The 13,729-nt window shown below is 32.5% G+C and carries 10 protein-coding genes; 4 read left to right on the top strand and 6 right to left on the bottom strand.

Annotated elements, in window-relative coordinates; all coding sequences use genetic code 11:
- Window positions 1-125: 125 nt before the first annotated feature.
- The gene (locus tag IPJ53_02420; GenBank protein MBK7797942.1) at window positions 126-2,309 is read right to left on the bottom strand and encodes a T9SS type A sorting domain-containing protein; all 2,184 of its coding nucleotides are present in this window, start codon (window positions 2,307-2,309) and stop codon (window positions 126-128) included.
- Between the two features lie 160 nt (window positions 2,310-2,469).
- Here IPJ53_02420 and IPJ53_02415 point away from each other — a divergent pair, with 160 nt between their 5' ends.
- Both IPJ53_02415 and IPJ53_02410 read left to right on the top strand, forming a co-directional pair.
- On the top strand, window positions 2,470-3,867 hold the full coding sequence (locus tag IPJ53_02415; protein ID MBK7797941.1) for a hypothetical protein: 1,398 nt from the start codon (window positions 2,470-2,472) through the stop codon (window positions 3,865-3,867).
- A gap of 124 nt (window positions 3,868-3,991) precedes the next feature.
- Entirely contained in the window at window positions 3,992-4,549 is a 558-nt protein-coding gene (locus IPJ53_02410) for a porin family protein (protein MBK7797940.1), read from the top strand.
- Between the two features lie 110 nt (window positions 4,550-4,659).
- Here the strand turns inward: IPJ53_02410 and IPJ53_02405 are convergent, their stop codons facing one another.
- Complete coding sequence (locus tag IPJ53_02405) at window positions 4,660-6,222, bottom strand: 5'-nucleotidase C-terminal domain-containing protein (GenBank protein ID MBK7797939.1); 1,563 nt, start codon at window positions 6,220-6,222, stop codon at window positions 4,660-4,662.
- A gap of 153 nt (window positions 6,223-6,375) precedes the next feature.
- Window positions 6,376-7,068 carry an SHOCT domain-containing protein gene (locus IPJ53_02400; protein ID MBK7797938.1) on the bottom strand — a complete coding sequence of 231 codons (693 nt, stop codon included), beginning with the start codon at window positions 7,066-7,068 and terminating at the stop codon, window positions 6,376-6,378.
- 1,119 nt (window positions 7,069-8,187) lie between these two features.
- Between IPJ53_02400 and IPJ53_02395 the strand changes: the two genes are divergently transcribed.
- Window positions 8,188-8,421 (top strand): transposase, encoded by a 234-nt coding sequence (locus IPJ53_02395; GenBank protein ID MBK7797937.1) that lies wholly within the window; start codon window positions 8,188-8,190, stop codon window positions 8,419-8,421.
- A gap of 291 nt (window positions 8,422-8,712) precedes the next feature.
- A complete protein-coding gene (locus IPJ53_02390) occupies window positions 8,713-9,264 on the top strand; it encodes an IS3 family transposase (protein MBK7797936.1) in 552 nt (183 codons plus the stop codon).
- Window positions 9,265-9,645: 381 nt separating this feature from the next.
- Here IPJ53_02390 and IPJ53_02385 read toward each other — a convergent pair whose 3' ends face one another.
- The 3 genes from IPJ53_02385 to IPJ53_02375 form a co-directional block, all read right to left on the bottom strand.
- Complete coding sequence (locus tag IPJ53_02385; protein ID MBK7797935.1) at window positions 9,646-9,984, bottom strand: hypothetical protein; 339 nt, start codon at window positions 9,982-9,984, stop codon at window positions 9,646-9,648.
- Window positions 9,985-10,778: 794 nt separating this feature from the next.
- Window positions 10,779-12,263, bottom strand: a complete 1,485-nt coding sequence (locus IPJ53_02380) for a glycosyltransferase family 39 protein (GenBank protein ID MBK7797934.1) — start codon at window positions 12,261-12,263, stop codon at window positions 10,779-10,781.
- A 204-nt stretch (window positions 12,264-12,467) separates the two neighbouring features.
- Entirely contained in the window at window positions 12,468-13,151 is a 684-nt protein-coding gene (locus IPJ53_02375) for an outer membrane beta-barrel protein (GenBank protein ID MBK7797933.1), read from the bottom strand.
- Between the last annotated feature and the right edge of the window lie 578 nt (window positions 13,152-13,729).

The raw sequence follows: 13,729 nt of genomic DNA, 5'->3' as shown, positions 1-13,729 counted from the left end.
TTTAAAATTACATTGTTATTACCGGGTATATAAAATAATACCATAATTTTTAAAATTTAGTTCTAAACTTTTATTTTGATCAATGTTTCCAATCAATAGAAAAAATATAAGCCAAAAATCATTAACTAATAATTTTTAATAATCTTTCCATTCTGCAAAAAATTTCCATTAGAAGTAATTTTATACAGGTATTCACCCACTGTGATTATACCATTGGCCTTTACCAAAATGGTACCTTCATTGCTGAAACCACTAAAAACTGTATTACCTTTAATATCAAATATTTCCAATCGGTATTCTGTATTATTTTTATTTTCATACATAAAAGTCAATGTCTCAGCAAATGGATTTGGATAAACTTTGACTAAAATGTCACTCTTTATATTGTCATTTGTGGCTGTAAAAGTATATTCCCCAATTGTATGAATGTAGGTATTTGTCCTGACCGGAGGATTAAAATCAAAGAGGATTTCAGAATAGTTTCTAATTATCTGATTTCTTTTTATGGAGGTATTAGGTAAAATAGAATAACAAATATAGCCTTGGGATTCTGAAAAATTTGATGAACTGTCGGGTAAACTAATAGGCCGGAATATAAACTTCAAAGTACGATCTGATTGTATCAACCAATCCACAGGATGGCTTGAAGCCTCTATCTGTAAAGACCCAAGGTCTAATAATGGGTCCATCTTGTCCAGAATAACTACACTAAATGCAGTATCATTTCCTGTATTCTGAAAACGTATTGTGTAATTCAACCTGTTGTCACTTCGAATAAAATGTTCTCCGCTCATACCCTCTGGACTGGCAATTTTATCGTTCGGATCAAATGAGGATTTTATTTCTGCGCAAAAGTCGGATACCTGTGGAGCTTCATCACCTAAACTAAAATTATTGATGAATCCCTTACTAAAATCACCGTTTGGAAGTAGACCACACCCCTCTAAAGCCGCTGTTGGCCGAACCCTGTAAGGATGATACGGAATGGTATCAAATACAATTCGCTTCGTTTTCCCAAATGCAGGCAACCTGATTTCCTGAGATTGATTTTGTAGTAAATTAATTTTACCACTATAGCCCGGCATGACATCATCTTCTACAGTGGTGAAGGATAATTCCGCCTTCATATCTCCTGTGCCAATGTTCTTAATATTAAAAACAACAGAATCGTTTTCACACCTTGGGACAATTTGCAATTCTGCGCCAGAATAAGCGGGATGAATTTTACAAGGATTTCGGGGGTAAATAACAGCCTGACTGCATAAGGTTCGGCCAATATATTGAGGATCGCAATTGGTGCTTGCAACTATTTTGAAATGACCTTTTTTATTCGCAGGAACTGTATTTAATAAAAAACGATAGGTGTTAGCAGAGGTTAAAGTGCCTGCCAGATCCGCCTTGATAAAAGTCAATTGCGGATCCAGCTGCACATCTACATAGGCATTTTGTGCGTCGACGGTGCCGAGATTCTCGTAATCAACCGAGAATTCGATGTCGCTGCACAGCCTCATTTTGGGAGTAGTCAAATGAACCCATAGTTCAGAGCATAGGATAAGGTCTTTTGCGGTTTCTTTAAGTTCGATAATCTGACCAGGTGTGGTAAAATTAATTTGACCGGTATTCTGGCAAAACTGCCTCAAATCATTCCTGTCTTTTAATTTTAGGTTAAATACACCCATTGGAAGATCCAACTCAAAGCTTCCATCTTCTTTGGTTAAAGTATAGTAATCATTGTTACCATCTGTGAAGATCAGGCTGATGGAATGGAGCCCTGGTTCAGACAAATCAGATAAGCAATCATTGTTTCGGTCTTGCCTCACAATTCCCTTAACAGTACCATTTAGAAAATTTTGACAAAGTGGAATTCCACTAACCGGGAGTCCGGAGGCTTGAGAACTACTCATTTCTGGTTTTAGTCCTGCAACATCAAAATCAAAACAATAAGGAGAAACTCTATTCTTAATAAAAAATCTAAATTCGGCTATTGAACTAAAATCTGGAATTGTAGTAGGAGCAGGTGGACCACTTATCCAACCAAATCCAATCTGTTGTTGATTTCCGGAAACTGCTGCACCTTGCAAAAGTGGATTGCCGGTTGCTCTTACATAATCCAAATCTGCATATGGATAACGAATTCCAAATCTGCAGGAAACAATATCAGTAAACCTGACCGGATGGACATTTAATATTAAAGTATCGTTCTCTATCCTCGCGCTTAAGCTTAAGTATATAGAATCCTGGGCTTGAAGTGTATGCCAACTGCACCACATCAAAACCAAGGCAAATAAAGAAAAACGAACACTTTTCATTCTTATAGGATTTTTCTAATGCAAAAATTTAACAGTTTTAAACGAAATTCAAAGACACTTTTTCATGTTTGTACCTAATATTTTTAATATATTTGTACTAATTAATTGTATTACTGTATTTTATGTTCATGTTTGTACATCATATTAAATAATTATTAATTTGAAAATTGTAGAGTTAATCCGATCATTTGATACCAGAACGTTGACGCGCTTCAAAAAATACCTTCAGTCTCCATTGTTATGCACCGACGAGTTGATGCTAAAATTGCTTCAGCTTTTAATAGAAGACCCTTCCTTTAAAACTACAAATCCTGAAAAAACCAACCTTTTCAGAGGCCTTTTTCCCAATCAGCCATTTAATGACAACCGAATGAGATTATTGCTAAGTCGTCTATTTGCTATGGCTGAAGACTTTCTTAGAATTGAAAATGAGGACGCGCAAAATACCAAACCCGCGTTATTGAAGTATTACCGGCAAAAGTCGTTGGATAAACATTTCAATCAAACATACGAAGAATTTGTCCAGGACCAAAATAATTTATATCCTAAAAATGAAAGCTATTATGAACACAGTTACCAATTAAGACTTGAAAAGTATGACTATCTGGTTACTAAGAAAAGACAAGGTGAATTCAATCTAAAAGAAATTTCGGATACCATAGAAATCAGTTACATTATCAAAAAGCTTAGACATTGCTGCCGTGTATTGCATGTACATTCCGTGTACAAACTGGAATCTCCCTTTCCATTTATCGAAGAAATCAATCATTATGTCAAGGAACAAAGATTATATGAAATCCCGGTCTTGGGATTTTACTATTTTAATTATTTGGCCATTCTAAATCCGTCAGAAGATATTTACTTCAAAAAATGTGTAGAGCTCTACCAAAATTATGATCATTATTTTGAAAACGAAGAGCGAAGAGAAGTCTATTTAAACATCTTGAATTATTGTATCCGAAAAGTAAATGAAGGTAAAGATCAGTTTAATGAGACGGTATTTGAACTTTACATGAGAGGATTAGATAAAGAGTTCCTGCTGGATCAAGGTAAATTATCAAGATTTACCTATAGAAACATTGCCGAAATTGGAATCAATCTTAAAGAATATGTATGGGTCAATGAATTTTTGGAGAGTTATAAACTAAAGTTGGAAAAACCATACAGGGAATCTTTTTACCTACTTGAAAAAGCCAGAGTACTCAGTGATCAAAAGAAATATAACCAGGCAATAGCCTATCTTACACAACTAAGTTTCAATGACCAATTGATAGAGCTTAGCACACGCCTTGAAAGAATCAGAATCTTCTATGAAATGGGCGAGTCCGAACTTTCACAATATCATGTGGAGTCAATGGAACTGTTTCTGAGACGCAAGAAAAATCTTGGTTATCACTCGGATCACTACAAAAGCTTTCTCAAGTACATGAGGAAGCTTTTAAAAACAAATCCTAAAGAAAAGAAAAAATTCAAGCAATACGCTCTTGACATTCAGACAGAAGAAAAAATTACAGGAAAGAAATGGTTGGTTGAAAAGTTCCACACTTTGGCGCAATAGACAATAATATTAAACTGTAAATAAGCATTTTACATATAATGTTTAAATATATGTTAAATTAAAGTGAATTATAAAATACAAAATGTGTAATCTTGCTTATTACTAACCTTTTAAACAAAAACGTATGAACAAAATTTTTTCAACTTTGACATTGGTTTTCTTTATGCTGGTGTCGTTTACTGCTTTCAGCCAACAAAAGTTCTGGGTCGGATTGGACTTAAATTTTAACTCTGTTAAAGTGGGTGATGGTGATGGAGTTTCTTCCTTTGGACTTTCTCCTACCCTTGGTTATATGTTTAGTGATAATATGGGTATTGGTCTTGAAATCAACTTCAGCCAACCTCATGAGGATCATACCATTTTTGGAGCTACTCCTTTCCTTAGATATGGAAAGAGCGTTGGCGATAAAGCTACCCTTTTTGGAGATTTAGGAGTTGGTTTTGCTACCGGAAAAGAAACAATAGGTACTGTGGAAACCAAAAGTACTGCATTTGGTATTGGAATCAGCCCTGGAGTTATGTACAAGTTTGCGGATCGATGGTCAGCTATTGGACATTTTGGATTCCTTGGCTTCAATTCTAATAGTGAAGAAGTGGGAAATGCTGATGCCGTAAAAACAACTGAATTCGGTATCAATTTAGGCATGAGTTCCCTGAATGTAGGGATTCAGTATCATTTTTAATAAAGAAATTCTATTCCATAAAAAAAGCCTGGTGAAATTATTTCACCAGGCTTTTTTATAAGAGAATATTTTTCCTGTTGTTTCAAGCCAATAAAACTTTTTCTCAAATTCTATCTTCCGCCTTTTTTCAAATAATCTATGACCACCAATCTAATGTCACGCCTGTAGTCATTGTTGTTTTCAATTGCAGGTTTTGTCACTTCTAAGATCTCCGGATTTCCTTCTTTTAAAAAATCCAATCCTGACTCAAGTCCAGTCATAAGAAATTCATTCATGGCAACTTGATATTCTCTATCTACCTCAAGGACTTTTTCCTGAATTAACCAATTCCCGGTTTCTGTTCGTTCAATCCTATCCCACTGGAGAAATGCCCCCCGGCCTTTACTGGACCATCCAATGTCAAGTACTTTTTTAAGCAAACTTCCCTTCATCTTAACCGATAAAACACTCCCTCCATATGGCATTGATCTTAGAATATCGTATTGAGAAAGTTTATCTAAGAGCACATCATCCACTCTGATACTTCCTGAATTCATAAAAGCACAATCGCTCTCCGGAAAGGCTACACTAATGGATTTTGCAATCATACGACAAAAAGAAGAAGGGATATTCCTGATCACTGTTTCTCTCGCATCATAAGGTTTTGAAAGACTTAATAAATGCTCTTCAGGGTCAAAACCCATCTCACGCATCAATCTGTTTTCTATTGACTTCCACCTATCCACCACCAAACCCGTCTTACCATCCAAAACTACCGATTCGTTTAACGAGACAAGTTCGGGATTAATATTAAACTTACTTTTATTTGGATCAATGGTTATTCTGTGAACATAAACGGTCTTGGCATTGGCATCCGCTTTTGCGATTATGGCATTCCCTGCGTTAAATAACATGTGATCATGCTCATGTCCTCCAAGAATTAATTTTATTTGTGGAAATCTTTCAGCCATTCTCCGATCATCGTCTTTTGTCAAATGGCTCAATAAAACTACGAAATCAACTTTGGGTTCGATAATTCTTAAAGTTGCTTCCACGCTGGTAAAAATATCTTCATATTCAACAAATTTTACAGGATTTGCAGGCAGGCATGGAGAAATAAATCCAACCCTTACTGAATGGTTGAATTCATTTTTAAAAGTAACAATTTTATATTGGGGAATTTCTTGTGAACTTCCTGCAACCTGCTTTGAAAATGGTACAGATCCTTGTAAGGTCTTATGTAAAATATTGGTTGAGACCCAATCAAAATTTGATTCGTTAATCCTTTTTAAAAGTGCGGATTCATCAATATCAAATTCGTGATTCCCAAACGCAGCAAGATCTAATCCTAAGGCGTTCAAGACTTCAATCATTTGTTTTCCACGAATTCGCTCGCCTTCAAATTTTAGGGTTCCAATCAAAGAAGGACTCAAAAAATCTCCCGCTAACACTGTATAAGTATTTGGGTTTTCTGCGAGAAGTTTGTTTCTGACTGTTGCTATCCTGGCGGCACCGCCAATTTTACCACCTTCCAATGGTGCTATCTCATAAAAATCATTAAAATGTAAAATAGTGAACTTAACTTCTGATGGGTTTTTTGATGTTGACCCATTATTCTGTTTCTTAACATTCGTTATAGAACAACTGAACAACAGTCCTATAAATAGAAACAAGAAAGATTTATTAATTTTCATATGAATGTTTAACATATTCCAATATTCTTAAAATTTTTAAATAAGATAATGTAAGTTCAAATGAATACAATTATTCAAATTAAACACAAAATATTATATACTAAAAATAAAGTTTGCTTTTTGCATTATCGCAAGTAATTTTATAATGGCATATTATTCTTTTTCCTCTAATATCTTCCTCTTTTCCAAATCAAACTCTTCTTGAGTCAATATTTTTTCATCTAACAATTTTTTCAATTCCCTTAATCTATGTGCTTTTGAATTGAGGCTATTTGCCTTTATTGGTTCACTACTTTTTAATTTTAAATTTAACGCTTGTACATTTTCAAGTAATGCAATAAACTTATCAAAAGCTTCCTTGAAACTTTTATTTGAAGCTGATTTGCCACTACTATAGCCAAACGTGTTGAATGCCTTTCCTTTACCTTCCACTGTTTGCTCAATCAGGCTGTCCTTTTCTGCAAATGCATAAATTTGAACTTCATATTGAGTTGTTGAATTGTAAATTCCTGCGCTAAATGTAGCGTCATACTTTTTAAGTTTTACTTTTATAGTCATATTCTCTTTTGAGGGTTCTTTATAAAAGTCTGATTCCTGCAAAACAGTTAACTGCATTTCAGGATATGTACGTCTTATACATTGAGTAAATTCGTCAATTATATCTAATTTTGAGCATTTATCTTTTGGCTTTTTATTGTATGATCGACTGTCAAGAAATACTATAGATACTTTGACCTTTTCGAATCCAGATTTCTCTTCAGTTTCTATTCTGGGACAGAAAATAAAACTCTGACCATTTAAGCAAAAAGAAAAAGCATAAATAAATAATAATAGTAAATTTTTCATTATATAATAAAATAATTGATTATGTTTTAAAAAAGTAAATTTTGGATTTTGCTTTTGATAAGCATGGATCTCTATTTAAAATGAAATTATTATATCTTCTTGAATCACGCATACAAGGTTGGAATATTTTTTGAATTGTCAAAATATTTATTCAATTCTTTTTCATCTATTTTATGTTTTTTCTATATCGAAGCCCTCGCAATTTAATCCCCTCTATATTGCATGGTAAGGGTGTCTAATTAATGCTTAACTTAATTTCTGCAGATTCTCTTTTGACCAATTCAAACGTTGCTCTTCCGAATCTCTTCAAAACAAGACCAAGACACCAGTATAATAACCAGAAGTCTAAGCTGAATAAGTTTCTTCTTTATAAAATGGTACACATTCCAATCTAAGGGTTTACTTTCAAGTAAAGTCTTTACAATTCCAATCCGTTGTACCCTTTACACATATCAGTAATTCCAGTGTACATAAGATATTGATGTCCGCTTGCAAATGGAATCATTTCAAGATCGGATTAATTATAATAAAATCTTTCACCCAGTATAACTGCTGAAGATTATCCCTTTCCTTTCAGAAAGAGTATGACAACATCTGCTGAATTTTAATTCTGATTTATCTTAAATGTGCTGTGCACAAATTGACACAACAATTCTTTTGGCGCCTGGCAGTACTTTCTCTTCCAGAAATAATATTGGGGTATAGACATATTCTTGCTTGTTAAATATCTTATCAAATTAATATTGGAATTCCTATAGCCATCTTACAATTTCTTAAAACCTTGCTTGGTCATACTTTTTTGTAAAAGCTATAATCCAAAACAATCATTGTCAAGCGGTAGTTAGTAGGACGGATACTGTTCAATAATAATCTAGCATTGTAATTTAGCTCTTTAGATAAACTTATTTTGAGTTATATATTTGTTTGATATTCTGTTCAAAAACTGCTCTATTAGTAGAGTTGAGGGAATTGCTCAATTAATTCTTGATAATATCTTAGTTACTCAATTTTTTATAAATCATTAAAATCTAATAAAGTGAAGCTATATAGACTTCCTCACAAAATTGGATCGGAGGATAAGATAGAAAATTAATAAATTCACCTATTAAATCTTATTAGATGTTAAAATTGAGAAGAAAATTCACCAAGGAGCAAAAGCTCGAGATTGTCAAAATGTCATTAGAAGACAATCAATCAGTTATTGAAGTAGCTGAGCGTTTTGCATTGTCTCCGAATGTTTTATACAATTGGCGTAGGCATTATGGTCAATACTCAGAAAATGCCTTCCCTGGTCATGGGAAGTCTTTAGGTACTAACCAGGAAAAAGAACTGGCTGCCTTAAGGAAAAAGTAAGAGAATTTGAATTAGAGAAGGAAATCTTAAAAAAAGCCATGGGCATCTTCTCGTCACCAAAAAAGATAAATTTGCTTTCAAAGAAAAGTTCTCAAACAATTATTCTGTTTAGATGATGTTCAAAATATTTGATGTAAGTAAAAGTGGATATTATAAATGGCTCGGTTATGTTCCTGAAAAAGAGGAAATTAAACATAAACTAAAGGAAATAATTCATGCTAAATTTAAAAATGTCATGGGCCATATTTAAGCCCTAGAATTACGCAAGAGCTTAATAAGAAAGAATTCCAAATGTCTAAAAGTTCATCAACTATAATAATGAAAACTATTAAAATTCAAGCCAGAAGGAAGAAAAAACTTGTTATTACTAAAGATTCTAAACATAAATATCTCGTCCCAGAAAATCTACTAAATAGAAACTTTGAAGTGGATCAAATAAATAAGGTTTGGGTTGGTGATATTACATACATATGGGTAAACCATAGCTGGATGTATTTCACTATTGTTATGGATTTAGCAGACCGGATGATTGTTGGATGGAATCCGAGCGACAACATGACAGCCCACGATACAACAATTGCAGCTTTCAAAAAAGCTGCCAGAAAACGTGGTTTGCAAGTGCAAAATCAAATTATGTTTCATTCAAATAACGGATTACAATATGCCTGCGCAGAATTTACTTTGTTACTAAAGAAATTTAACTGCACACAAAGTATGTCCAGAAAAGGAAATTGCTGGGAAAATGCAGTAGCAGAATCATTTTTTAAAACAATCAAATGCGAATGCATAGACAACTATAAATTTAAAGACCAAGAATCTGCATTATCAATAATACTTAGATAAATTGAAGGGGGGTATAACACCATCAGAACCCATAGCACATCGAATGGGAAATCACCATTAGAAGCTTTTTATGAAAAAATTCATATTTTAGCGTCCTAATCATATTCCTTCTGTCTGCTATAACGAGTAAGTCCAATATCATATGAATTATCACACGTTGTCAATAAACTCCAATCTTTAGTGATCAAATAGCACCCATCTGTAAAGTTAAATTTGATTTTTTTTCACTTATGTTCCAAAAATGATTAAATGAATTTCACTATTTGATGATTCAATAGAAACTAAAATTATAATACAAACAAGTAAATTAAAGCTATTTTAAACCAGATGCAACAATGAAAATCTACTTTGTTGTTTCCTTAGTGGATATTGATTAAATAATTATTGCCAATCAATCATAATACAACCATTTTCGGTTATTGTAACAGAGTTTGTACCTGAATATGTTTTATTATCATCCGTATTTGTCCATGTAAAGGTATATTTACCAACAGGAAGTATAAAATTTGCACTATAGGAATTTATACTACCACATGGTGGCGGTGGTGGAACTTCTGTTGCTTCATAAGTCTTAGTTTGTCCATCAATTGTTACACTGTACTTATCATGACAACAATTTCCATAAAAAATGATTTGGCCAGTACTAGTAGTTTCTTTTTTGCAACATGAAAATAATGAAATAAACAGAATGGAAAAGGATAATAAAAATAGATTTTTCATTTGGAAATAATTTAATTAATAGAAATTACGACGAATAAAGTATTAAATGTACGTTATTTAATTTAATTTATTGTAGACTAGAGACTATTAAAATATATGTAAATCGTAAGTTAATTACAATTAAAACATTCTTCTAAAACAGGGGGGCAACATCTGCCGGAATGTCATGAGTCTAAAAGGTCAGATTCCGCCGGAATGGCAGTCGCAATTTATCACCTGAATAACCCACAATATGACAATGAAAACGACCCAAATTTTGAAAATTTGAGGGGTCAGCTTCACCGGTAAAAGGGGTCAATGTGAAACGGAATAGGAGGGGCAGATTCCGCCGGAATCTACAATTATTGGTTTACAGACATATTCTTCCCAGTTAAGTATCTTTTCAAACTCACATTGCTATTCCTATAGTATTCTTGCAATTTCTCAAATACTTCCATAGTCATGTTTTTTACACAAAGCTATTATTTATAGTGACCAATGGCAAGTGGCACTAAGTAGAACGGATACGAAATAATATTGGGGTATAGACATATTCTTGCTTGTTAAATATCTTATCAAATTAACATTGCAATTCCTATAGCCATCTTACAATTTCTTAAAACCTTCCTTGGTCATACTTTTTTGCAAAAGCTATAATCCAAAACAATCATTGTCAAGGTGTAGTTAGTAGGACGGATACTTTAATTCTTAACTAAACTTCTGGAAACAATTTATACCTACCAAAATTAAGAGCCACAAACGCACGAAAACCTTTGAAATCCGCTTGCAATATACCTTGTGTTGTTACCCGTTTACTATTTCATTTTATATTCAAATACGTTAAATATCTCATAAAAATGATATTTTTTTAATAATTGGTAACTTGAATCTAATGCACTATTTATATTGTTATTAGGGTATGAAAAACTTGCAGCAGCATCTAAAAAAACTATCTTCTTCCATTTTTTAAAATCTATTTCGGTAATGCTGTTTACACCATAAACATTCTCCAAATTTAGAGAATTATTGACGTTTGAATAAATATTATTAGTATTGTAGTCTTTAAAAATCTCTTTATTATAATAATATGCAAAGTTTAATATAAAATGGTTAGGGCAAATTAATACAAGTGTATGAGAATCTTTAATCATTTTTATCTTATCAACAGCTTCTTTAACATTTCTCTTATTTGTTATATTTGGTTTAACAGTAGCCACAAATAACAGGCATATGATAGTTGGTATTAAATATCTATATTTATGAATTCTAATTAAATAATCTACTGAGATACCTACGATCAAACAAAAAGCAATTGCAGCAGGCATCAAATACCTGTCCAAGAACATTGGAATTAAATATGAAATACCAAACATAAAAAAGAATACAAAAACAAACCAAAAAACCACAAGTCTATTTTGTATACTTTTCTGTTCTCTCTTATTATATATTATAGATTTCACAAATGCAGAAACAAGAATTAAAATACAAAAAACGGCTACAACTGGGGCGTTTGAAAATTGACGTAACATGTTATAAATACTATCTACCCCGTTGGGAACCCTTACCCATGTTCCATTTAAAGAAGATTCAATAAATCTATTTAAAACTATAAAAATGTTAGGTAAGTAAAGTAATCCAATTATAAATATACAAATTAGTAATTGTAGCCAATATTTTAGAATTAATTTTCCATTGAAAACGAGAAAAATAAACTGAGTTATGAGAATAAAAAAACCGAAATAATGAGAGTAAATAAGCAAGATATTTATAGTGATCAGAATGATTAAGTTATTTCGAACTGTTGTTTTTGCTTTATTATCTAATTCTATCTCAGCGGTAATATGGTGTAATACCCCCATAAAATAGTACATGGAAACAACAGACAACAAGCCTAACAATGAATATACTCTTGCCTCATGAGCAAATAGGATGTGGTAGTTAGAGAAAATGAAAATAATACTTGAGTAAAGTCCAATGTGTTTATTTAAATACTTAGTTCCTAATTTAAAGACGAATAAAACCGAAATACTACTGAATATTAAAGAAGGAAAACGGACAGAGAATTCGGAAATACCAAAAAGTTTTACCCATAAACTCAATATAATTTCATATAATGGTGGATTATTCCCATCCGAAAGTAATTTAATTATTGAAGCAATATCCATTTGAGCATGATAAACACTAAAAGGTTCATCACCTCCTAATGAATTACTTGAAAGGAAAATACCTTTAATCAAAAAGTTAATTAAGACTAAAATTATTGCAATAATCGTTTGCTCGTGTTTTATTAAAAAGACCATAATTATTATAAATTTTAGCTATTCATTGCAGTGCTTATTCTGTAAGTTATTCTAAAATGGTTTACAACGGCTGAGTGTAGCAGCAATAAGGGATTGCAGGCTACTATCTTCCTTTCTGCCACCACCGAAGTATAGGCGGGGTTGAAAGCTTGATTAACCACTGAAACTTTTACTGCTGCTACACTATGTTGGCACCGGTTTATTTTAGAGCTTAATGCCAAATGTCAATGTTAGCAGGCTCACTTTTAATTTTGCATCATCCAAATCTTGACTATCACCGTTATATTCAATTTCGCCTTTAAGATTATGTTCCCCCAATCCATTGTAATGCATTCCTATTATAAATTTGTCATTTATCAGAAGACCCCCTCCTATTTTATATGCAATTTGAGTAGATAATTTATAGCTAAATTCTACCTCTTCATTATCTAATTCAACTGTCATATTTGTTAACTTTAAAATATCAGCACCGATTCCAATATTAACAAATAACGAAATTTTATCATTACCTTTAAATGAATAATTTAGCCCTGCAGTAACTGGTACATTGATGTATTTTCTAAATTTAATATCAACATCTGATATAAATTGATCTTTAAAATCATCTTTTATATCATCCTTCACATCACTTTTTAATCCATTGTAATTAAAATCAGCTCCAAGATAAAGGCCTAAACCTTTGTCATTGAGTTGATATAGGTATTTACCTCCAAGACTTAGTCCAACACCAGCACCACCAGAATCATCATCATCAATATCGCCATCTCCAAATTCAGAAAGGGGAAATGATGGTCCGGCATGAACGGAAAAACTATTTTGAGAATAAACTTTCCCAAAGAAAAAGATGGCAATTACTATTGCCGTTAAAGTAATCAATAATTTTTTCATAAAAATACAATTTAGTTTTTACCTACTCTTTAAAGGATTTTCGGTAACTCCTGTTAATAAAGTTTATTTATCACGGTTATCCTTAATTTGGTACCAACGGCTGAGTGTAAATATAAATTATTCCATTCAAAAATTTGTAAAATCCGTCGTGTAATCTCATGTAATGCAATTTTAGTAGTTGTAAGAGTTGAATGTTTTAAATTGAGGGTGACAGGTCGACAAAGCAAAACAAGCTATAGGCGTCTAAAATAAAGCCAATTTAGAATAAAAATAGGGACTTTCTTGTAAGGAGATACCCAATTTTTTATTTTTTCTGTTAATTCTGGAACACCGAGTATATAAAAACAACGTTTGATGTTGTAAACGAACATAATGAGACTATTTTCACCATTGACTTTCTTCTGACCTTTCAGGTTGTGGTAATAATTTTCCACTTTCATTTTATTGTTCCAAAGACATACTTCCCCCAAGCGGGACAAGCTATTGATCTTTTGACGTTTGCGATAAAATGAAGAGTTTTCTTCTTAGCTGTATTGTCCCTTCGCTCTTTTTGTATTTTTTATTAGCTGAGATAATGT

Origin of the sequence: Candidatus Vicinibacter affinis, from assembly GCA_016714365.1 — a bacterium.
GTDB lineage: Bacteria > Bacteroidota > Bacteroidia > Chitinophagales > Saprospiraceae > Vicinibacter > Vicinibacter affinis.
This window is presented reverse-complemented; position numbering and strand designations above follow the sequence as displayed.

Bases quoted from the DNA above. Each gene is read 5' to 3' on its own strand.
- IPJ53_02420 (MBK7797942.1), bottom strand. From the start codon at position 2,309: ATGAAAAGTGTTCGTTTTTCTTTATTTGCCTTGGTTTTGATGTGGTGC.
- IPJ53_02410 (MBK7797940.1), top strand. From the start codon at position 3,992: ATGAACAAAATTTTTTCAACTTTGACATTGGTTTTCTTTATGCTGGTG.
- IPJ53_02405 (MBK7797939.1), bottom strand. From the start codon at position 6,222: ATGAAAATTAATAAATCTTTCTTGTTTCTATTTATAGGACTGTTGTTC.
- IPJ53_02400 (MBK7797938.1), bottom strand. From the start codon at position 7,068: ATGAAAAATTTACTATTATTATTTATTTATGCTTTTTCTTTTTGCTTA.
- IPJ53_02395 (MBK7797937.1), top strand. From the start codon at position 8,188: ATGTTAAAATTGAGAAGAAAATTCACCAAGGAGCAAAAGCTCGAGATT.
- IPJ53_02390 (MBK7797936.1), top strand. From the start codon at position 8,713: ATGTCTAAAAGTTCATCAACTATAATAATGAAAACTATTAAAATTCAA.
- IPJ53_02385 (MBK7797935.1), bottom strand. From the start codon at position 9,984: ATGAAAAATCTATTTTTATTATCCTTTTCCATTCTGTTTATTTCATTA.
- IPJ53_02380 (MBK7797934.1), bottom strand. From the start codon at position 12,263: ATGGTCTTTTTAATAAAACACGAGCAAACGATTATTGCAATAATTTTA.
- IPJ53_02375 (MBK7797933.1), bottom strand. From the start codon at position 13,151: ATGAAAAAATTATTGATTACTTTAACGGCAATAGTAATTGCCATCTTT.